The organism is Vibrio hangzhouensis (assembly GCF_900107935.1).
Classification (GTDB): Bacteria; Pseudomonadota; Gammaproteobacteria; order Enterobacterales; family Vibrionaceae; genus Vibrio; species Vibrio hangzhouensis.
On the sequence record NZ_FNVG01000012.1, the window covers coordinates 86,624 to 107,652 of the forward strand.

The 21,029-nt window shown below is 46.1% G+C and carries 19 protein-coding genes; 10 read left to right on the forward strand and 9 right to left on the reverse strand.

What is annotated here, in order from left to right:
• Positions 1 to 165: 165 nt before the first annotated feature.
• Positions 166 to 747 (reverse strand): HupE/UreJ family protein, encoded by a 582-nt coding sequence (locus tag C4S60_RS13290; RefSeq protein ID WP_103880841.1) that lies wholly within the window; start codon positions 745 to 747, stop codon positions 166 to 168.
• A 278-nt stretch (positions 748 to 1,025) separates the two neighbouring features.
• On the opposite strand from C4S60_RS13290, the gene larC reads away from it, so the two are divergent.
• From larC to larB, 3 genes are read left to right on the forward strand one after another with little or no spacing between them, the layout of a single operon-like run.
• Positions 1,026 to 2,264, forward strand: coding sequence for a nickel pincer cofactor biosynthesis protein LarC (gene larC, locus C4S60_RS13295; protein WP_103880842.1), 1,239 nt, complete (start codon positions 1,026 to 1,028; stop codon positions 2,262 to 2,264).
• Complete coding sequence (gene larE / locus C4S60_RS13300; RefSeq protein WP_103880843.1) at positions 2,239 to 3,063, forward strand: ATP-dependent sacrificial sulfur transferase LarE; 825 nt, start codon at positions 2,239 to 2,241, stop codon at positions 3,061 to 3,063. The genes larC and larE overlap by 26 nt, the downstream gene beginning before the upstream one ends.
• Positions 3,048 to 3,707 carry a nickel pincer cofactor biosynthesis protein LarB gene (gene larB, locus C4S60_RS13305; RefSeq protein ID WP_103880844.1) on the forward strand — a complete coding sequence of 220 codons (660 nt, stop codon included), beginning with the start codon at positions 3,048 to 3,050 and terminating at the stop codon, positions 3,705 to 3,707. Before larE ends, larB begins: the two co-directional genes overlap by 16 nt.
• A 55-nt stretch (positions 3,708 to 3,762) precedes the next feature.
• On the opposite strand, the gene C4S60_RS13310 is transcribed toward larB, so the two are convergent.
• The 4 genes from C4S60_RS13310 to C4S60_RS13325 form a co-directional block, all read right to left on the reverse strand.
• Positions 3,763 to 5,052 carry a nickel pincer cofactor-dependent isomerase, group 22 gene (locus tag C4S60_RS13310; protein WP_103880845.1) on the reverse strand — a complete coding sequence of 430 codons (1,290 nt, stop codon included), beginning with the start codon at positions 5,050 to 5,052 and terminating at the stop codon, positions 3,763 to 3,765.
• An 80-nt stretch (positions 5,053 to 5,132) separates the two neighbouring features.
• Positions 5,133 to 6,128, reverse strand: a complete 996-nt coding sequence (locus C4S60_RS13315; RefSeq protein ID WP_103880846.1) for a TRAP transporter substrate-binding protein — start codon at positions 6,126 to 6,128, stop codon at positions 5,133 to 5,135.
• A gap of 258 nt (positions 6,129 to 6,386) precedes the next feature.
• Positions 6,387 to 7,673 (reverse strand): TRAP transporter large permease, encoded by a 1,287-nt coding sequence (locus tag C4S60_RS13320; protein WP_103880847.1) that lies wholly within the window; start codon positions 7,671 to 7,673, stop codon positions 6,387 to 6,389.
• Position 7,674: 1 nt separating this feature from the next.
• Positions 7,675 to 8,157, reverse strand: a complete 483-nt coding sequence (locus C4S60_RS13325) for a TRAP transporter small permease (protein ID WP_244183098.1) — start codon at positions 8,155 to 8,157, stop codon at positions 7,675 to 7,677.
• Between the two features lie 208 nt (positions 8,158 to 8,365).
• Here C4S60_RS13325 and C4S60_RS13330 point away from each other — a divergent pair, with 208 nt between their 5' ends.
• The 6 genes from C4S60_RS13330 (at position 8,366) to C4S60_RS13355 (ending at position 13,699) form a co-directional block, all read left to right on the forward strand.
• Positions 8,366 to 9,379, forward strand: coding sequence for a C-terminal binding protein (locus C4S60_RS13330; protein WP_103880848.1), 1,014 nt, complete (start codon positions 8,366 to 8,368; stop codon positions 9,377 to 9,379).
• Between the two features lie 2 nt (positions 9,380 to 9,381).
• On the forward strand, positions 9,382 to 10,035 hold the full coding sequence (locus C4S60_RS13335) for a bifunctional 4-hydroxy-2-oxoglutarate aldolase/2-dehydro-3-deoxy-phosphogluconate aldolase (protein ID WP_103880849.1): 654 nt from the start codon (positions 9,382 to 9,384) through the stop codon (positions 10,033 to 10,035).
• A gap of 2 nt (positions 10,036 to 10,037) precedes the next feature.
• Positions 10,038 to 10,724, forward strand: coding sequence for an RraA family protein (locus tag C4S60_RS13340; protein ID WP_103880850.1), 687 nt, complete (start codon positions 10,038 to 10,040; stop codon positions 10,722 to 10,724).
• 51 nt (positions 10,725 to 10,775) lie between these two features.
• Positions 10,776 to 11,756: a 2-dehydro-3-deoxygalactonokinase gene (locus C4S60_RS13345; RefSeq protein ID WP_160111364.1), complete on the forward strand. Its 981-nt coding sequence runs from the start codon at positions 10,776 to 10,778 to the stop codon at positions 11,754 to 11,756.
• A 77-nt stretch (positions 11,757 to 11,833) separates the two neighbouring features.
• Positions 11,834 to 12,826 (forward strand): zinc-binding dehydrogenase, encoded by a 993-nt coding sequence (locus C4S60_RS13350; RefSeq protein WP_103880852.1) that lies wholly within the window; start codon positions 11,834 to 11,836, stop codon positions 12,824 to 12,826.
• Positions 12,827 to 12,838: 12 nt separating this feature from the next.
• Positions 12,839 to 13,699, forward strand: a complete 861-nt coding sequence (locus C4S60_RS13355; protein ID WP_103880853.1) for a DMT family transporter — start codon at positions 12,839 to 12,841, stop codon at positions 13,697 to 13,699.
• 46 nt (positions 13,700 to 13,745) lie between these two features.
• On the opposite strand, the gene C4S60_RS13360 is transcribed toward C4S60_RS13355, so the two are convergent.
• The 4 genes from C4S60_RS13360 to C4S60_RS13375 form a co-directional block, all read right to left on the reverse strand.
• Entirely contained in the window at positions 13,746 to 14,924 is a 1,179-nt protein-coding gene (locus C4S60_RS13360; protein WP_160111365.1) for a lactonase family protein, read from the reverse strand.
• A 58-nt stretch (positions 14,925 to 14,982) separates the two neighbouring features.
• Entirely contained in the window at positions 14,983 to 16,410 is a 1,428-nt protein-coding gene (locus C4S60_RS13365) for a sugar porter family MFS transporter (protein ID WP_103880855.1), read from the reverse strand.
• A 35-nt stretch (positions 16,411 to 16,445) separates the two neighbouring features.
• Complete coding sequence (locus C4S60_RS13370) at positions 16,446 to 17,264, reverse strand: NAD-dependent epimerase/dehydratase family protein (RefSeq protein ID WP_103880856.1); 819 nt, start codon at positions 17,262 to 17,264, stop codon at positions 16,446 to 16,448.
• Between the two features lie 404 nt (positions 17,265 to 17,668).
• A complete protein-coding gene (locus C4S60_RS13375) occupies positions 17,669 to 18,664 on the reverse strand; it encodes an arginine deiminase-related protein (RefSeq protein ID WP_425275130.1) in 996 nt (331 codons plus the stop codon).
• Positions 18,665 to 19,126: 462 nt separating this feature from the next.
• On the opposite strand from C4S60_RS13375, the gene C4S60_RS13380 reads away from it, so the two are divergent.
• The gene (locus C4S60_RS13380; protein WP_103880858.1) at positions 19,127 to 20,977 is read left to right on the forward strand and encodes an ABC transporter ATP-binding protein; all 1,851 of its coding nucleotides are present in this window, start codon (positions 19,127 to 19,129) and stop codon (positions 20,975 to 20,977) included.
• Positions 20,978 to 21,029: the final 52 nt, after the last annotated feature.

Consider the following 21,029-nt stretch of genomic DNA (forward strand, 5'->3'; position numbering starts at 1 on the left):
TACTGACGTTAGTTTACCCGAATATCCCGTACTTGACAGCTACAAATCCAACGATATACAGGGGTTATCCATGCACAATAAATATGCATACTATCTTATTTGTATTTCTCGAAATCATTAATTAATTCAGAGTATTATTTGGTGTTTTAGTGATATCTATCTAGGTTAGACAAGGAACATTGCCGTCATTGCCAGATACATACTTCCCGAGTACAAAAATGCTCGCTTCTTTAGGTTAAGGGTTTCCACTTTCGCTCCTATAGCGAAACCGGCGATGTACAATGCAGCACTGGCGGCAACAAAACCCAAAGTATAGACCTCAAGACTCTGGAGTGAAGGCACCTCTAGAATATGAACATAACCATGAAACAGCGAAAAAGAGCCCAATAAGTAAGCCAAACCTTTATTTACAGTACGACCGGATGTACCAAAAGAGAGCATTACTCCCGTCGCAACCACAGATAATGCAATTAAGCTTTCAAACATAGGGATGTTCACACCAACTGCGGCCAGTACTGCCCCCATGACAAGGCTGACGGTTAATGTGCCCAATAGCCTCCATTTCATGGCACTCTCTCGTCCAAAAAACAAACTGCTCACAAGCCCGACCCCGATCATGGCCGCCACATGGTCTATACCGGTAAATGGGTGAACAACACCGGAGATAAAACCAAACTCTGAGTGCCCAGGATGCGCACTCGCTAAAGACGGAAACATAATAAGTACGAGAATCCAGACGTTCTTCATAACCCTAGCCTTGTTGTTCTTGATGAGTTTTAATGGATGATTACACTATCACACTGTAACCAGCAACAACTAACATATCAGATACTAGAGGTAATATTTGAGATATATCTCATTTTAAAGAGGCAGATCACATTTAGATAAAAACGCTTTATAACCACAGATCAAGCGCTAGATCAGAATCCAATTAGTCTTTAGAGTATCTGATATATCAAAATAAATAAAAACCACTACCTTTTCTAAAATATAGTGGCACATCTCACCAAAATGGGGAGCAGAAAATGCATATTCACTTGGATCTTGTTGGTGGCATCGCTGGCGACATGTTCACTGCGGCAATCGTCGATACGTTGCCAGAACTCAAGATGCCACTGTTCACTGCACTCGAGATCGTCAAAAAACAAACTCAGGCTAAATACTGGGTAGAAGATGCCATGGATAAAGGCCTGAGTGGAAAACGATTCTTTGTCGAGGCCGACCGTGAACACTCGTCTGAACACCACCATCACCATCACCATCACCATCACCATCACCACGAGCATAGAAGCTGGAAACAGATTCGGCAGCTCATATCAGAGCTGCCCGTAGATAGCCAAGTTCAACACCATGCACTGGGGATATTTGGGCTACTGGCCGAAGCAGAAGCGGGAATTCATGGAAAGCATGTTGACGATGTTCACTTTCATGAGGTAGGCGCTTGGGACTGTATTATCGATATTCTGTCGGCCAGTTGGCTGATTGTTCACTCCAACGCTCAATCATGGTCCTGCTCTGACGTTCCCTGGGGAGGAGGAACCGTTCATTGTGCCCATGGTGAAATACCCGTTCCTGCCCCAGCCACATTATCCTTATTGAAAGGTTTTATAATGAATGACGATGGCATTAAAGGAGAAAGGGTAACGCCAACGGGGGCGGCTATTCTCGCATGGCTAAATCCTGCACAACGTGTAACCCGTGGTTCAATCGTCAACGTGGGGTATGGCTTCGGCAAGCGAGCACTGGCCGACCGGGCCAACCTGCTACGTGCTACTGTCCTAGAGACTGAGCAGCCCGTTCTAACACACCATGAACTGGTGTGCGTGATTCAATTCGACATTGATGATATGACTGGTGAACTCTTGGCTATTGCCAGAGAGAAAATTCGCGAACAGCATGGTGTACTTGAGGTCACCGAAATGATTGCTCATGGAAAAAAGAATCGCCATATCAGTACTATTACAGTACTCAGTCACCTGAAACACCAAGACGCCACAATAGAATTCATTTTTAATAATACCTCCACGTTGGGCGTACGGTACTGGGTGTGCCAACGTCAGGTACTCCCTCGACAACATCACACCGTTACTATCGATTCGTCCACTTATGACGTAAAAACGGCATTCCGTCCAGATGGTTCTGTCACCAGTAAGCTCGAATCTGATGAATTAGAAAAGCAAGACATGAACTTCCATTCGCAGTCCCAGATAAAGTCACTTACAGAGAAGTTAGCATCCGATGAGTTCACTCAATCAAAAAACTGAACAATTAAAACGTTACTTGGAGAAGCTCGGTCGGGTGACCGTAGCGGTAAGTGGTGGCGTTGATAGTATGACCCTTGCATTTGTAGCCCATGAGGTTTTGAGCTCAAATGCAAAAATGGTGCACTCAATCTCACCAGCAGTTCCCCCTCACGATACCCAACGAATACAGGAATTTGCCACAAAATACGGTTGGAACATTCACTTTGTTGAGAGCGGTGAGATCCGGACACCAAGTTACCAATCAAACCCAGTGAATCGCTGCTATTACTGCAAGTCTTGCCTCTACAGCACATTAGGTGCACTGTCTTTTGGCCAAGTGGTCTCTGGTACAAACCTTGACGACCTCGACGACTACCGGCCTGGTCTGGTTGCAGCCAAGGAGTATCAAGTCGTTCATCCATTCGTTGAAGCGGGTTTTAGCAAGCAAGATATTCGACAACTGGCCCTGCAGCTTGGCCTGCCTGCATTGTCCAGGCTGCCAGCTTCACCGTGCCTGGCAAGCCGAATCGAAACGGGTATTTACATCGACGATAACAATCTGGCTTTGGTTAATGCTGTCGAACAGCACTTGAGAGCGAAGATAAACAGTGAAACACTTCGATGCCGGGTACAAAAGCAACAGGTTAGTATCGAGCTTGATGACGACACGCTTGCCCGTTTAACATCACAAGAAGTGACCTCTCTAACGCAAGAAGTCGGATTGATTACCGCCCGTTTTGATTCTTCCGTGCCGATCCAGTTTATGCGATACGAGCGAGGTAGCGCCTTTGTAGGGGACAAACAATGTCTGACATCATAATCGACTTCAATCGCAGACAGCGTTGCGGTGTAGAAGAAGCCATTTTCTGTGAAAGTAAAAGTATCGAACAAATTGAGCAGATCATTCATATTGGTTTGTCACAGGAAGTACGATTTCTATTTACCCGCCTGTCGCCACAACAATTTTCAGATCTTAAGCCAGAATTGAGTGCACAACTTGACTACTGTTCGCTATCAAACACCGCTGCACTGGGGCAGATAGATGATCTTAATGAACAAGACACTAAGGTGGCCATTGTCTCAGGTGGTTCATCCGATGCCCGGGTGTGCCGTGAAATACTCAGAACATTGAATTATCACGGTTTCAATGCATCACTGCACGAAGATGTCGGTGTTTCGGCATTGTGGCGGTTAACAGATGCATTGGACGAAATTAACAAGGCGAATGTCGTCATCGCCGTTGCCGGAATGGAAGCCGCGTTGCCCACCGTCTTATGTGGAATGACGGATCGCCCTGTCATTGCTGTACCTACATCGGTTGGTTACGGTGTATCTAAAGGGGGCCAGCTGGCGCTCAATGCCTGTCTTGGGAGTTGCGCTGCAGGATTAATGACGGTCAACATCGACAATGGATTTGGCGCCGCCTGTGCGGCCATTAAGCTGCTCAATAGCTTTACGCATTGAGCTATTCACTAAAATGAGGGCCAGCAGCCCTCATTTTCCTTTTCTCGGCTTAACCTCACCATGGCAACAAAGCGCCAGACTCATCGAAGCTGAATTCCACCGAATTTCCAGTACGGTTGGCTTTCTCAAGTGAATCAACAACATTCGTTAGCCCCTCTGACACATAAATATTGTCTAGTTCCAGAGTGTTCTTAATCCAAACAATTCTGGCATTCTGAATATCGTGTATTGGTGCTGTTTTCAGTGCAAATACAATGGATTCTCTGTCATTGCCCATGACCATGGGGATCTTCGCTGTAGCTAACGTCCCAGCCGTCGCTGCATTGGTATACATGGCGGCGAAATCAAGGTTTTGAACCAGCTGGCGGGTTGTTATGTCAGCCATACCGATACCGACCCCGTTGCCATGGGTGGCCTCTGTGAGTGATAGCACAACCGTACTCGCAATATTGGGACCTGAAAAACCACCAACACCAGAGCCAGGTCGCCCTGTTACATTAGGATCCATACCCTCACCGCTAATGTTCTTCCCAATCTCCTGAATAATCAGCACATCGATATCCGGTATCATGATTTGGGCAATGTTCTGTTTCGCTTTTTCCAGATACTTAGGCTCCAGCGTCAGAATATCCGACTGTTCTACCACTTCAATGTCCATAAGTTCATCGTAGGCATTCTCGACCAGACCGACCGCAAAAGGGACGTTAATCTTTTCTAATAAGCGTTCACCCGCTTCCGGGATCACGCGATGAAAGTTGTGAAATCCATAGCGATGAAGAGAAGATGCCCCAACGTGGTTGCCCAACCCAATACACAGCATTTTCAGCAAACCACTTTCGACACGTCCTTTGAAGTCTGCATGAGGTTTGATTTTATTGCATAGGATAATGCCATCAGCCTCCATAGCTACCTTGTCCAGGTACAGTGGTACACCGTCCGACATAGTCGCAACCTGAACCACTTCCATGGATGAAACAATGGGCACGTCCATCGACTGTTCCGTAATCCCATAGGTTTCGAGGATCTTGACCTGCCCAGCAGCGTTCGCTGAACCGTGACTTCCCATTGAAGGTACAATAAAAGGCTTAGCTCCATGTTCTTTCAAGAACTGAATCGTTTGTTGTAACACCGGGATCAGACCCGAAATACCACGGCTACCGACAGTGATCGCTAGTGACATGTCTCGTAGGCGCTCCGGATTTGGAAACGTCGCTAACTCCTTGTTTATGCGCGAGGGGATATCTTGTATTTTATGTCTGTCAAAGTGCTGATTGACCCGGTACATGTTGGGTAGCTCGCACTCAAAGCCACCGTCTAGCGTAAATTTAATCTCTTTATCGAACATAGTCTTCTACTCACCCAAACTGAAAGCAAAAAGAGAGGGCACTGCCCTCCCAAATCGTGGTCTTACTTCAATAAGGTGAATTAGCCTTTAGAAGTCACTTCCTGGATAGTTTTCATCCATGCATCATACACGTCAGCACCAAGCTTTTCTTTGTACTCCTCACGAACTGGTTCTGTCGCATCGATGAATTTTTGCAACTGCTCTTCACTAAGTGCGTTAACCTGTGTGCCTTGCTTTTTAAATTCTTCGATTTGCTGACCTTCTTCCGCGGATACAAGCTCCTGCTGGTAGATTTCTGCCGCACGCATGGACTCTTTGATTAGCTTCTGATCATCAGCAGAAAGGCCATGCCAGAACTCCAGGTTCATTACAGGAATATAGAAAGTAATAACGTGACCCGTTAAGCTGACGTAATCCTGTACTTCATAAAACCGTTGAGCATAAATGTGTGCGATTGGGTTTTCCTGACCATCTACCACGCCTTGTTGCAAACCCGAATACACTTCACCAAAGTTCATCGGTGTCGCTGATGCGTTAAGCGAGTTAAAAGTCTTAACGTGCGCTGGCACCTTCATTGTTCTGATTTTCAGACCTTTCAGATCTTCCGGCGAGTTAATTGGTCGGCTGTTGTTCGTTACGTGACGAACGCCATTCTCCATCCAACCTAAACCCTGTAGGTTCATGTTGTTCAGCTTCGCAAGCATTTTGTCACCCATTGGGCTGTGTACCGTATCGAGGGCAGCTTGTTTGCTTGGATAGATAAATGGAAGTTCAACAACATCAAATGATGGGTCCCAAGAAGAATAGAAAGAAGATGGAGAAACCGCCATTTGCAACATACCAGACTGAACACCTTCAATCATCTCACGATCTGGCCCCATCTGAGAGTTTGCAAAGATCTGCACCTCAAATTTGCCATCAGACTTTGTCTCAACATCTTCTTTAAATTTCTCTAGAGCACGATGTAAGTGGTAATTTTCGTTAGCGCCATGACCAATTCTGATCGTGGTCGCGGACATTACTGAAGTGGAAAGTGCGAGCATAGATACCGCAGTGGCCATAATAAGTTTTTTCATTGTGCCCTCTTTTAAAGTTTGTAGGGTGACTCTAGGTTTATCGTTAAAAGCTGCCAGAATGGATATGGCAACATTCTAAATGTTCTTCTCAATCTAACATCTGACATATCACATGTTAGATGTTAATTATTACTGACTCATTTATATTTTGCTGTGAGAAGGGTCACGAATATATCGTGCCGTAAATAAAAAGATCAAAAATAAAAAAGCCTTAGTATGAACTAAGGCTCCTATTTACTTACCACAAAAGTGTTATTGCTAACCAACTAATCCTGTAAGGGCTAAGGAAAGTTCTGGAATAAATGTTACCGCGAGTAATAGAACCAACATAGAACATAAGAAAGGAATAAGTGCCTTCGATATTTTCTCTATACTAACATTGGATACCTGACTTGCTACAAATATATTAACCCCTAACGGTGGCGTACAGAATCCAATAGCAAGGTTAACCGTAAGAATAACACCAAATACTATCGGATCGACACCGAGCTGTTTAACCACTGGTAGCAGAATTGGCGTAAGAATGATAATGGCAGATATCGTTTCCATAAACATACCAATAATCAACAACATACCATTAATAAGTAGTAGTAGCACAACCGGATTATCCGATAACCCAACCAGCGTACTTGCCACCACTGAAGGGATCTGCTCAAACGTCACCAAGCGACCAAATGCAGCAGCAAATACCACTAGAACAAGTATTGTTGCCGAGGTTAATGTCGAGCGAGCAAATATTCCTGGCAAATCTGAAAATGAAATTTCTTTATATATAAACAAGCCACAAATTACTGCATAAACAACAGCTACTGCACCCGCTTCCGTTGGAGTAAATACCCCACCATAAATACCACCGAGAATAATTCCAGGTACAATTAGCGCCCAAATTGATTCTTTAAATTGTGCGGCGACACCGGCCCAGGAAAATGGCGTTGGCTCAACATCCATAATAGGTTGATTTCTTACAACAACTCTACTCATTACCATAAATGTAATGCCGAACAATACTCCTGGAATAATACCAGCTAAAAACAATTTACCAATTGAAACTTCTGCAGATACTCCATAAATAATAAATGGAATACTCGGTGGAATCATTACACCAATCATACCCGCTGAAGCCGTTAGCGCTGATGAAAAGTCCTTCTTATAACCTTGCTGTGTCATCGAAGGAATGATGTTCGATCCAATAGCGGCCACTGTTGCCGGTGCTGAGCCTGAGATAGCCGCAAAAAACATCGATGCAATGACATTCACATAACAAAGCGACGCTTTGATGTGACCAACCAACGAATAAGCAAAACCGATAATTCGTTTCGACAATCCACCTTTTTGCATCAAGTCACCCGCCAGAATAAATAGCGGTACCGCGATCAGTGGAAATGAGTCAGCCCCCGTCACAATAGAGCGAGCCATTAGACTCAAAGGAGGTGTGCCCTCAACAAAACTCATCACAAATAGAGAGCTCATCCCTAGACTCATAGCAATAGGCATACCCAGAATAAGTAAAAGACCTAATGCACAAAATAGTATAATCCCAGACATTTTATACCCCTACTGCTGATGATGTTTGCGCTGGCTTTGCAACGTAAAATTGAAGAATCCTGAATACCGACAATAACGATCCGACAGGAGCCGAAGCGTACATGATGGCTATTGGAAGATTGAGAACCACAGATTTTTGAGAGAGTACATACGGTAGCGTGATCAACTTGTAAGATTGATACGTCATCGTTAACAAGAACACGACGATCGCTATGTCAATCGCCACTTCCAACATTCGTTTTGCATTAGCCGGGAGTAAGTCTTGGAAAAACGTTACCTTTACGTGCTTTCTCTCTTTGAACGCGTAAGCAATGCCTATCCAGATAAACCAAATAAAGGACCATAAGGTTAATTCCTCAGACCAAGATAAGGCATTTTGAAACACATATCGCATCACTACCTGGACTGTAATCAATATTACAATTCCCGCTAGAAGCAGTCCTCCAAGGGCCGCCTCCAAATTGTCATTTAACCATTTCATCATACTAGTCTCATCACCAAAAAATACTGATATGTCAGATATCATAGACTGCAAAGTGGACGGAAAACACCCTAGAAAGGCCATTTGACCTGTGCAAAGTCGAGTTTCTTGTGATTGATCACAGTTTGAAAACAAATGAATTCAGATCCAAAAAATCAACTGATATGTTAGATCTCAGATATCGAATATTAAAACAAAGAGGTGATGTGACATGACAGCTGAGACCAAGTTCAAAGTCTATGTATCCGACTATGACTATCCTGATTTGGATATTGAACGCAGCGTACTCGAACCAATTGGCGCAGAAGTAATCGGCTTAAAATGCAAAACAGGCATTGGTTTAGGTGAGCTAGCCAAAGATGCGGATGCGATCCTGCAGCAATATGCCAAGATCCCTCGCGCAACAATTGAGCAGCTCGACAACTGCAAGATCATTTGTCGCTACGGGATTGGCGTCGACATTCTTGACGTAGAAGCGTGTTATGACCACGGGATCAAGGTGTCCAACGTACCTGATTACTGTATCGACGAAGTTGCAGACCACTCTATTTCATTAGGTCTGACGCTTTTCAGAAGAATTCCTGCTTATAACAAGTTCACTCATGAAGGCAACTGGCATTGGGATATGGACGGCCTAGTTCCTAAACGCTTCCGTTCTTCTGTCTGGGGCCTCATCGGCTTTGGCCGAATCGCTCAGAATATCGCCAAAAAAATGACGGCTCTTGGCTTTAAGGTTGTGGCATTTGACCCTTATGTATCCGCCTCTTACATGAATACTTTTGGTGTTGAAAAAGTAGATCTGGAGACGCTGATTACCACGTCAGACGTGGTCAACGTGATGTGCCCACACACGCCTGAAACCGATCGTTTGATCAATGAAGATCGTCTACGTCAAATGAAGCCGAACGCGGTTCTGGTCAACGGTGCAAGAGGCAAAGTCGTTGACAACACAGCGCTTTACAAAGCACTGGTAGAAGGTTGGATTGCCGCAGCTGGTCTGGATGATCCAGAGGAAGAGCCCGCTAAGCTGGACGATTGGAATCCAAACGATAACCCGATTTTTGGTCTGGATAACTGCATCGTCACACCACACGTGGCTTATGTTTCCCAGGAAGCGTTCCAGGAATGCCGTCGCATTGCTGCAGAAAATGCGAAAGCAGTATTGCTAGGTGGCGAGCCTCTTGACCCAGTAGCTCGAGTTAAAACCCCTATTTCGGAACAGTAATCATGAGACAGGAAACCATCGCGGCAATCGAAACGCACAAGGTGTTTGCCATCGTTCGAGGTATATCACCAGAGAACGTTCGTCCGACCATGGAAGCCCTCCATCAGGGTGGCATTCGCCTGGTTGAAGTAACGTTCGATCGAAAAAACGGAGATGAAGGCACACTTGCGGCCCTCGATATTCTCGCGAGTGAGTTCAGTGACCGTTTGATATTCGGCGCGGGCACAGTGACAACGGTTGAGCAAGTAAAAGCAGTAAAAGCACTTGGCGGCCAGTTCATCGTCTCGCCGGATCTCAATGTAGAGGTGATTCAGGCAACGCGTGAGCTAGACATGGTATCCCTACCAGGGGTCATGACCCCCACGGAGGCCGTGCAGGCCGATGCAGCCGGAGCTGACTTCATCAAACTGTTTCCTGGAGGCTTACTTGGCCCTGGTTACTTAGGCGCACTAAGTGCTCCGCTGTCTGACCTCAAATTTATAGCCGTTGGCGGTGTGGATTCAGACAACATTGCAGCCTTTGCCAAAGCTGGTGCGATTGGCTTCGGGATCGGCTCTAACTTAGTGAACAACACCCTCGTAGAGAACCAAGAGTTCGACAAAATTTACCAAAACGCTTGTCGTTATAAACAAGCTATTGAATTGATTAGGAAGTAAAAATGGAATACGCAAAGAAAATTATTAATCCACGTCCAGAAGTAAACGAAGAACTTATCGCTAAGTGTGCAGAAATGGTCGACACATTAAGTGTCAGTGCCGTATTCAGTGACGCTTTCAAACGTGACGGTGTAATGGATCATGAGATTAAATTCCGTTCAAGCAACAAACCATTCATTGGTCAGGCATTAACGGTAAAACTTAAGCCAGGTGATATTGTTGACTGTCTGCCAATCTTTGATATCGCAAAACCAGGTGATGTTGTGGTTATCGATGCGAACGGCACGCCAAACACATCAATCTGGGGCGGTTTAATGTCTGGCCTTGCACGAGCAGCGGGTGTTGTTGGTGCGGTTGTTGATGGCTCTGTTCGTGATACTGATGAGTCAAAAGTTCTCGGTTTCCCAATTGCTTCACGCTCAGTTTCTCCTCGCGCAGCTCACTCTGCAGAGACTGGTCGCACTGAGCCGATCGAAATTAACGTGCCTGTAGTATGTGGTGGCCAAATCGTTAAACCAGGCGACTTAGTAGTTGCTGATGAACTGGGTGTGACAGTGGTTCCTTACGAGTTCGTTGAAGAAGTATACCCAGCAGCTAAGCAGTTGGCAGAAAACGAGAAAAAAGTGCGCGAAGAAATTCTTAACGGCGCAACGGTAGAGCAGCTGCTTTCTAAGTTTGGCCGCATCTAATCTGTATGAGAGGCCTGCGGTTGACGTGGGCCTCGTCTGAGGGATATCCAATTGATCATTACAATAGATACAGGCACTACCAACACTCGAGTAGCGCTTTTCGATGGTAAACAACGCGTTGATCAGGTTAAAGCGAATATCGGTGTTCGTAATACCAGTATCGACGGCAATAATCAGCAACTGGTGACGACAATCGCCAACGCGGTGAGTCAGCTAAAGCAATCACACTCACTGCAAGATACAGATATTGAAGCCATTCTGGCAGCAGGTATGATTACCTCGAACCTGGGCTTGTATGAAGTGCCACACCTTGTCGCACCGGTTTCGCTCAGCAACTTCGCTGACAACATCAAATCTGTTGTCATTCCTGAAGTCTCTGATCTGCCCATCCACTTTATTCCAGGTGTTAAAAACCTTGATACCGACAACCTGCAATCTGTAGTCGGTCTCGACATTATGCGCGGTGAGGAAGTAGAGGCGCTGGCGATCGCCGACCTGTTCAATATTGAGCAAGACGCTATTATCGCTCTTCCTGGATCTCATTCGAAATTTGTTTCTGTAGACGCTCAACAAACTATTCGCGGATGCTGTACCACACTGGCAGGCGAATTAAATGCTATCGTCACACACCACACGATTTTGACCAGTTCTCTGCAGGATCGTTTTTCCGAAACCTTGTGTACCGATTCGCTGTTAGAAGGCTACCAGGCTTCAGAAAGCTATGGGTTAGGACATGCACTGTTCTTAATCCGTCTGCAGGAACAATTTGGTGGCAAGCAACATGAGCAGCTCGCCAGTTTCCTCATCGGTGTCATACTGCACTCTGACATAAAAGCATTAAGCTCCGCTCCACAGCTTCACTTTAGTTCAGAGACGCCAGTATATATCGGAGGATCTGGTTTGTTGTGTGATGCAACGGCGGTACTCCTCAATCACCAGTTCCCGGACAACCCAGTGATTCAATGCCAGGATGTTCAGGATCTGTCGGCTATTGGTTCTATCTATGTCGCTCAAAAGGCGAATCTTATTTAGTCACTCACCCCATGTGACCACTTTGGAGCTTTCGACCCCAATCGAAAGCTCCTTTTATTGTTTTAGAGGCTCACAACATGAAAGCACTGACCTACCAAAAAAAACATGATCGATTCCAGATTCAAACGCTGGCGATACCTGTACCTAATGAGCACCAGGTATTAGTCAAAGTTCGTGCATGCGGCCTGAATCCAGTGGACACCAAAATCGTTCACTGGCAGTCACTTGTCAGCAACATGGGAGACGACTTTGTCGTTGGACTGGATGTGGTCGGGGAAATCATTGAAACCGGCGACCAGGTGAAGGACTGGAAGGTGGGCGATAACGTGTTATTTCACGGCAATATGTTCAGCCAGTATGGTGGCTTGGCAGAGTATTGCCTTCAGGATAGCCGAACTCTCACCACGCTCCCCGATGTACCGGTAGAGGTGGCGGCAGCTACACCTTGTGCCGGCTGGACCGCTTGGCGCGCGTTGGTCGACAAACTCAAGGTGCAGCAACGACAATCCGTCTTCATCAGTGGCGGTGCTGGTGGGGTTGGCGGATTCGCCATTCAGATAGCCAAGTACTTTGGTCTTAATACGATTATCACCACGTGCTCCGAGAAAAACTCCGACTACGTCAAACAGCTTGGAGCGACACATGCCATCAATTACCAAAATGAAAATGTCGTTGATGAGATCATGAAGATCACTGCCAATGAGGGAGTGAATATCGCTCTGGATTGTGTGGGCGCTGAGTCTGAGCGATTTTGTGCCGATGCATTGGAGTTCGAAGGCGAGATGGTTGAACTCGTAGAAACAGCAAACTTAACACAATATCATCAGGCAAAGGCGAGAGGGCTCACTGTTCATCAATTGAGCTTTGGAGCAGGATACGCCAATGGCCCAAAAGGGCGAGACTCGATCTTAAAGGCCGGCCTGTCGTTCAGCGAATTGTTAAGTCAAGGTGCACTTAATGTACCCCAAATCAAAACCATCGCCCTGGATCAAGCCGGGGAGGCTTTAATCGAAATGAGGAAGCAGCGCACCGTAGGCAAAATCGTTGTGGTTTTTCCTGAGCCAAATTAAAGGAGTAAACCCGTGCATCGATCACTCAAAGGGGAAGGGTATTTGTTTCTCGCAACACTGTTTGCTGCTGTTGGTTGGGTTGCTTCCAAATACGTATTACAGGAAATGCCCAGCAGTTCATTTATTGGCGGACGGTTCCTGATTGCCAGCACGCTATTGCTACCGTTTTGCTTCAGAGATATCCGGCAAATTTCAAAACATCTGATCTGGAAACTGATTGCGGTCGGAAGCCTTCTGGCACTGTCTATTCACGTTTGGGTTTATGCTGTCAGCATCACTCAAAGCCTTTCTGAAGGGGCCTTCATTATGAGCCTCGCAATGATTATTGCCCCCCTGACCCGATGGCTTTTGTTCAAACAACACCCTAATCGCGCCTTTTGGCTTTCCCTACCTATTGCCGTCTTAGGGATGATGTTTCTCACCCTCACCAATGGGTGGAACATTGATGTGAGCCAAGGCTACTTCTTGCTGTCTTCCTGCCTGTTATCGGTACATTTTGTGTTAAACAAACGAGCCAGCAATGTCGTATCCCCTCTGTCTTCGATTTGCTTACAAATGTCGGTGGTTGGATTGAGTGGTCTGCTGCTTTATCTACTTGACGGGGCTCCCTCAATGGAGTTTTCAGTCAACACCTGGGGTTGGTTCATTATCGCCACCTTTATCGCAACCGCTCTCAGGTATTTGACCCAAACCGTTGGTCAGCATTCTGCCAATATTGAGGTGGCGGCACTTATTATGATCCTGGAACCTATCTGGACGTTAATCATGAGTGTGACTTTGCTGGGAGAATCACTAAGTCTCTACAAATCATTGGGTAGCGCGTTGATCGTCCTCTCTTTGTACCTCTATATTCGCCTGTCACGGCATGGTTAAGTTGGGTGGGAGCATGCAACGACAGTGCGTCGAATGCTCATACTTGTCAGCGGGGGATGAAAACAAAATCGGTAGGTACCGGACAGTCAATAATTTGAGGGTTGTGTTGCAGTTTTCCGCTACGTCGGTCCACTTTAAATCGAGCGATGCAGTCCGAATCCTGATTGCCAACCACAACGTGTTCGCCATCGGGTTCAATGGCCAAACCACGGGGGATGCAACCTTCTGTAGGGATCCAGTCAATTGCTGTAACTCGGCCGGAATCCGGACTAATCGCGTAGGTCACCACACTGTTCATGCCCCGATTGGTGGCATAGATATACTCGCCCTTAGCATCAATACAGATCGCCCCGCCGGTATTGCCACCAGCCGGAACCTTTCCGGGATTCGTCGCATCAAATGTAGGCCGGACAAAATCGGTATGCGTTGGCAACAATGACGCGGATTGCTTCCAAATCATGCCCGCAGTGTCAGTGTTCACCTCGAACACATCTAACGTCGATGAAAGCTCATTCAACACATACGCTAATTGGCCGGTTGGATGAATCACCATATGACGAGGGCCACTTCCGGACGCTATCTGAGTTGATGCTTTAGGAGCAGGTATTAACCTACTTTCTTCTCGCAGCGCCCATGCCAACACCTGATCACTGCCAAGATCCACCCCAAAAACAAACTTTCCAGAAGGGTGGAAAGTCATCATGTGCGGATGCGGTGCTGACTGTCTATTGGGATCTGCCCCTACTCCATCATGCGAAATGACAGCCTCGTCGAGCAGTTGACCAATTGAGCCATCTGACTCGATGGGGTGAACAACGAAATTTCCACTGCCGTAGTTCGCGCTGACCAGATAACGACCACATGGGCTCACCTCACAGTGGCAAGGCCAGTTACCATTGGTGCGCTGGGTATTAATAAACTCCAGCTTACCCGTATTGTTGTCAATCCGATAAGCGCTGACTCTGCCTTCCCAAGCTCGGTCATCGACACCTAGTTCATTCACACAATAAAGGATGGATTGCTCGGCATTGGTTGATAAATAAGAGGGATTTTCAGATGCGATGACTTGAATCAGTTGATACTGTCCACGTCCGTCGATTTCATAAACCGCAATCCCTTTCGCAGTGCTGACCGTATCAGACCCGGGAGCGCAATGAGGGTATGTGTAACTAGCCACATACATGTAATGACCGATACTTTTCTTGACACTTTGATCATCAATCATTCGATATTCCTTATACAACATCACCCAAGCGAAATCGTTTCGCTTGGGTGAAAGGTCTCTATGCTTTTGCCGAGCTCAATTTGCTCTGCTCTTCTTCTTCAGACTGCGTTTTCCAGTGCTGTTCAATCTCTTCCAGTGACATGCCCTTGGTTTCTGGCATCACTTTCAATACAAAGAAAATCTGCGGTACCAGGATAAGCGCAAAGAAGATGAAGATAGCGCCAACCGGAATGATTTCTCTAAGCATTGGGAAAAACTGGTTCAAGAAGGCCTGACATACCCAAATGGTAATAGTCGCAATCGCCACCGCTCGACCACGCACCTTTGTTGGGAATATCTCGTTCATAATGACGAATTTGATTGGTCCCATAGAGAAAGCGAAGAATGCAACAAACGCACACATCAGGAATACAAGTGCAAACCCAGTATCGTAGTTGTTCAAGAACAGAATACCAATTGCCGTATGCGCCAGAATCACCCCTACCGTGCCTGCTAAGAGTAGCTTTTTGCGTCCGGAGATGTCCATGAGCCATAGCGCAACAATGGTAAACAAAACGTTTACGATACCGATAATGGCGAAACCACCTAACGAGTCACCAAGAGAAAGGCCCGCTTTTTCCAAAATGGTTGGACCATAGAAGAAGACAACGGTAATGCCACTCATTTCTGAGAAGATAGATAACGCCACAGCGATTGTAAGCGCCGTTTTATAGCCCCCCTTAAATAGGTCGGAGAATTTGCCTGTCTCTTCAGAGATGACTTCTTTGATTTCTTTTATTTGTTTACTGGCCCACTCTTTGCCCGAGACTCGAGAAATGATCTGCTTCGCTTTCTCTTCCTGGCCATTACTAATCAGCCATCGAGGTGATTCAGGAATCAACAGACACAAGAGAACAAAAAACACACCAGGAATCCCTTCTGCCAGGAACATACCACGCCAAGGCTCTGCACCAAATAGCCAGCCAATGGATCCCTCTAAATTGCCGCTTGCAATCAGTGAGTCAGACCAGTTTTTTATCGCAGCATTCGAGAAAAGTGAGATCATAATGCCGACAGTAATAGCAAACTGGAATAGCGTTACCATACGTCCACGAACGTTAGCAGGTGAAATCTCAGCGATATAGAGTGGTGAAACCAGCGTCGCGACGCCGACACCAAACCCGCCAATCAAGCGATAGAAAATCAGTGAGTTGGCGTCGGAAGCAAACGTACACCCCATTGCAGATATAAACAGGACTAGCGCCGCAAGAAAAAGGTTATTTTTCCTGCCAAACCTGTCACTCAATTTACCGGCAACCGCCGTACCTGCAATTGCACCTACAACCGCACTACTGACAAAAAAGCCTTCTTGCCACGGTAAAAACCCAAACTGGGCTTTCACCAAACTGATCGTTCCAGAGATAACAATCAGGTCAAAGCCAAAGAAGAAGCCACCCAAGGCAGAGACCAGACAGATAAACCAGAGGTAGTGATTACTCCTACTCATATTTATTTATTCCTTTTGTACGTTATTTTTCTTAATTAAAAGCTAGGGTTATTTATCCACTTCCCTATCGAAGGGATAAAGCGTTGCCCTAGCCAGGCAAAACATTCTTTTATTCTTATCGTTAAAGGCAGCTCAGCCGTTGCACTGTCTTGAGGGTGATAGTCGATTTGACTGGCCGAACTTTCCAGACACCACTTCATGCCTTTGTTGTTCGACATGAGATTGACCACAATATGCCCCTCTACATCGGCAAACAGAGAACGCTCCATTCCGTGTAAATAGTCGCGGTCACTCAACCACATGAGCTGGCCCCAGCGTCCCATTTCCATATGTGCACCGGGCTGATTGTCATGGGTCCATTGCGTCCAGCCAATTCGAGCACTGACCACGCTCATGCCATACTGTTCACTAAAGAAATTACCCATGCGCTCACCCACTAACTTGGTCACGCCATACGGATTGACAGGATTTGGTAAGATGTCTGGAGTAAGACGCGCGTCGATAAAGCGGTAACCGCCGACCACCCAATTGGAGCTGGCAAACACAAAACGTTTAACACCGTGTTTCGAGGCTGCCTGGAATACATTAAAGGTGGCATCAATATTATTTGGGATAGCAGAATCCCAGTTACACTGATTATCACGATCAGCCGCCAGATGAACGACACCATCACAATCGGCGAATACATCTGCCCATGCTTCATCATACTGAGTGATATCACCGACTATTATTTTCGGGTCATCACTTGGTCTAATATCTAACCCCCAAACATCCAATTGATCATTTTGAGACAGATATTGGTAGAGTTTATTTCCCAGGTGACCGGTTGCTCCCGTTATCACTATTTTTCTCATATGTTTACTCTATATCACGTTCATTAACATCCTGATTACTAATATATCAGATGTTAGATACGATATATGGATCGCGGTCATAGTTAGAAAATGGCAGTGATAAATGCTGGAATTTGCATCATTTCAGACGCAATACACCAAATATAGTTTAAAAAACACAACAAAACAGAATTAAACTCCAACAGGGAGTTGTTGGTTTTATAAAAGAGAAATTGAAAAGCAGGAAGGGAAATAAAGACTAAGGGGATATTCTACGCACAAGCTGAGTGCTTTATCAAAATTAAATGTCAATTATATAAAATGAGTAATGACATCTATTTTTGCCAAACTTTTAGTCGGAAGAAATAAAGGCAAAGTAAACAGAGAAGATATGCCTCACATTCAATGAGGCATATTTAAAACGATTAAAGTGAATTTACGCGTGTCGGCAAAAACACCTCCCCTAACATGCATCGCACACTGCCTCCTCCGATATTTTCGATGGTCGAGACATCGAAGGGTAATAACTTACCGTGAGTAGACAACTGCTGCCTCTGCGCCGGGGAAAAGGCATTATAGGCTGACTGAGACATGGCAATCACCTTATCACCATTGACTGTTTCGAGTTGAAGAATATTGCCGCAGAACTGATTCACCTGCTCTAAACTGATGTCGATCACTTGTTTGGTGTTAGCCAGCGATTTCACCACAAAGCGGCGCTCATACTCCGGAATCACCTCTGAGCAAATCACTGCAAAATGTTCGCCTATCGCCATCATGACATTGGTATGATAAATCGGATGACCGGAAGGCAGCGCCGTCTGGAACGAAACCACCCTGTGGTAGCCGATGCGTTTAGCGTAATCTTCCAGCGCTTCGCGTTCACAGCGTTGCGACAACGCGGCGTAGATGGTTTTGTTGATGTGATCTTTCACCATCACGCCAGTGCTTTCCAGAAAGGCACCTTGATCGACATACTCCACCAGCGAATCCGTTGCATGCACTTGCCTTCCCGCTTCTTTCAAGCTTTCAATGAGTGCGTGGGGACGCACTTCTCTCTGGCGATTACTGCAGGCCATAGGGAAGGTATAGAAAGTGCCGTCAAGGGTGGTACTGAACCAGTTATTGGGGAATACCGCGTCAGGCGTTTCTTGTACATCTATCGGATAATCAAACTCTACAACCTGTACACCCGCCCTGCGCAAGCCCGCGACCATTGATCTAAATTCTGACATTGCCTGTGTTTTCACCGCATTGGCATCCAGAGAAACCTGATGCTGGAATTCGTTATCCGCCGCTGTTTCGGCATTAAAGCCAAACTCTTTGGGTGGCACCATCACTACACAGTTCGCATTTTGGACCGACTTGCCTAACTTCGCCGGTACTGAACAATCAATGTTCGCTGTCATTCCTTGGTTCATAGGGAATCCACTTAACTACAAAATTCTATAACAAGAGTTAGATTGTAAATAATGTGTTAACTGTTAATTTACTGAATAGTCAATTTTTCACACTAATCATCAGTAAATATTCTGGAAAAATTCAAATTACACCGTAATAATAACTGCCACATTAGACAATAAGCTCCATTCCTCGTGGGCAAGGTTAATGCCTTGTGATTAGAGCGGTGTCGGAAAAGCAACGAGTTCAATACCGCTGTTCTTGAGTGGATTGGTTAAAGGTTATACACTGTTTCATATCTGATTTTTCAGACCTCAATCACTTGCTCTAACCTGCGAAACGGATCGTTCGCTATGTAATATTCAAATAATTATATTTTGCTCTTACTTTCACTCTTATCTCCGGATAGGAGGATTTGTTGTCTCTTCTTGAAAGTCCCTTACTCACACATCAAGGGCGCTTTCCAACGTTTTAGGTGAATCATGTTTAAACGCTTTGAAAATTTCACAGAAGCTTTTCCAAAGCAGGAGCCCGACCAGCCACCTGAAGGCATACTGGCATTCTGTCGGCACTATACCCGAGGCTTTGAAAAGCCATTGATTGTTATGGCCCTGCTCAGTACGACCGTCGCGATCATTGAAGTCGCCCTATTTGGTTTTATGGGTGAACTTGTAGACTGGCTGACTGCAAGTAATCCAGACACCTTTATGCAAGAAAATGGCACAACGCTGTTTTGGGTGGGTCTGGTTATTCTCGTGGTTATGCCAGTATTGATACTGGTCTACTCGTTAGTCACTCACCAAACCCTGCTGGGTAACTATCCGATGTCAATCCGCTGGCAGGCCCATCGCTACTTGCTTAAGCAAAGTCTCTCCTTCTATCAAGATGACTTTGCAGGCCGGGTGGCAACGAAAGTAATGCAGACGGCCCTTGCTGTGCGGGAAACCGTCATGAAGACTGCGGACGTATTTATCTACGTTTCTGTCTACTTTACCTCCATGCTCGTCATTCTGGCTCAGGCGGATTTGCGTTTAATGCTACCGATGTTGTTCTGGTTGTTTGCTTATATTGGTATTCAGGTTTATTTCGTCCCTAAACTGAAGAAAGTGGCCTCAGAGCAAGCCGATGCGCGTTCACTCATGACGGGTCGCATAGTTGACAGTTACACCAACATTTCGACGGTGAAGCTATTCTCACACAGTCGCCGTGAGACCGAATATGCCGAAGAAGGCATGGAAGGCTTCCTTGATACTGTCCATCGCCAAATGCGTCTGGTCACCGGATTTGACGTGGCTGTGCAACTGGCTAACTATGTTTTGCTGTTCTCCATAGCAGGCATTTCTATCTACCTATGGATGGACAGTGCCATTACCGTCGGCGCAATAGCGATAGCCATCAGTCTGGCATTGCGTATCAACGGCATGTCGATGTGGATTATGTGGGAAGTGGGAGCCCTGTTTGAAAACATGGGTACGGTTGTCGACGGGATTAAGACTCTGTCCAAACCTATTGCGATTAAAGATGAGCCAGATGCTCAGCCTATCGTTGTCGATCAAGGTGGTATTGAGTTCGACGATGTCAGTTTCCACTATGGTGAAAACAAAGGGGTAATCAGTCATTTGAACCTCAATATCAAGCCCGGTGAAAAGGTAGGCTTGGTCGGACGGTCGGGGGCTGGTAAATCAACGTTGGTCAACTTACTGTTGCGCTTCCATGACGTAGAAGGCGGCAATATCCGTATTGACGGTCAGTCGATTTCAGCGGTGACCCAAGATTCGCTACGCAGCAAGATTGGCATGGTGACTCAGGATACTTCCTTGTTGCATCGTTCCATTCGCGACAACATTTTGTATGGCAAACCCGATGCGTCAGAAGAAGAGTTACGCGCCGCCACACAACAAGCCCATGCTCACGAGTTCATCGACACTCTCACCGACCCGTTCGGAAACGTCGGATACGATGCTCAGGTCGGAGAGCGGGGAGTGAAACTTTCCGGTGGCCAAAGACAACGCATTGCCATCTCGCGTGTACTGCTGAAAAACGCCCCTATCCTTATTTTGGACGAAGCAACATCCGCACTGGACTCTGAAGTAGAAGCCGCTATTCAGGAGAGCTTGAATGAGCTTATGGAAGGGAAAACGGTTATCGCTATCGCCCATCGTTTATCGACCATTGCGGCGATGGATCGCTTGATCGTGCTGGATAAAGGCGAAGTCGTCGAAGAAGGTTCCCATCAGGAGTTGATTACTCAAGGGGGCATTTATGCCCAGCTTTGGGCTCATCAGACCGGCGGGTTTATTGGCGCCGAAGACGACGCTAGCAACGTCGCTTAACTTCAGTTCTATTTCACCAAACAAAGCGGAGTCTCAGGGCTCCGCTTTTTTC

Coding starts and splice junctions, on each gene's coding strand:
- C4S60_RS13360 (WP_160111365.1), bottom strand. CDS start 14,924: ATGATTGATGATCAAAGTGTCAAGAAAAGTATCGGTCATTACATGTAT.
- C4S60_RS13340 (WP_103880850.1), top strand. CDS start 10,038: ATGGAATACGCAAAGAAAATTATTAATCCACGTCCAGAAGTAAACGAA.
- larB (WP_103880844.1), top strand. CDS start 3,048: ATGTCTGACATCATAATCGACTTCAATCGCAGACAGCGTTGCGGTGTA.
- C4S60_RS13380 (WP_103880858.1), top strand. CDS start 19,127: ATGTTTAAACGCTTTGAAAATTTCACAGAAGCTTTTCCAAAGCAGGAG.
- C4S60_RS13365 (WP_103880855.1), bottom strand. CDS start 16,410: ATGAGTAGGAGTAATCACTACCTCTGGTTTATCTGTCTGGTCTCTGCC.
- C4S60_RS13325 (WP_244183098.1), bottom strand. CDS start 8,157: ATGATGAAATGGTTAAATGACAATTTGGAGGCGGCCCTTGGAGGACTG.
- C4S60_RS13350 (WP_103880852.1), top strand. CDS start 11,834: ATGAAAGCACTGACCTACCAAAAAAAACATGATCGATTCCAGATTCAA.
- C4S60_RS13320 (WP_103880847.1), bottom strand. CDS start 7,673: ATGTCTGGGATTATACTATTTTGTGCATTAGGTCTTTTACTTATTCTG.
- C4S60_RS13370 (WP_103880856.1), bottom strand. CDS start 17,264: ATGAGAAAAATAGTGATAACGGGAGCAACCGGTCACCTGGGAAATAAA.
- C4S60_RS13330 (WP_103880848.1), top strand. CDS start 8,366: ATGACAGCTGAGACCAAGTTCAAAGTCTATGTATCCGACTATGACTAT.
- C4S60_RS13315 (WP_103880846.1), bottom strand. CDS start 6,128: ATGAAAAAACTTATTATGGCCACTGCGGTATCTATGCTCGCACTTTCC.
- larE (WP_103880843.1), top strand. CDS start 2,239: ATGAGTTCACTCAATCAAAAAACTGAACAATTAAAACGTTACTTGGAG.
- C4S60_RS13335 (WP_103880849.1), top strand. CDS start 9,382: ATGAGACAGGAAACCATCGCGGCAATCGAAACGCACAAGGTGTTTGCC.
- larC (WP_103880842.1), top strand. CDS start 1,026: ATGCATATTCACTTGGATCTTGTTGGTGGCATCGCTGGCGACATGTTC.
- C4S60_RS13375 (WP_425275130.1), bottom strand. CDS start 18,664: ATGAACCAAGGAATGACAGCGAACATTGATTGTTCAGTACCGGCGAAG.
- C4S60_RS13310 (WP_103880845.1), bottom strand. CDS start 5,052: ATGTTCGATAAAGAGATTAAATTTACGCTAGACGGTGGCTTTGAGTGC.
- C4S60_RS13290 (WP_103880841.1), bottom strand. CDS start 747: ATGAAGAACGTCTGGATTCTCGTACTTATTATGTTTCCGTCTTTAGCG.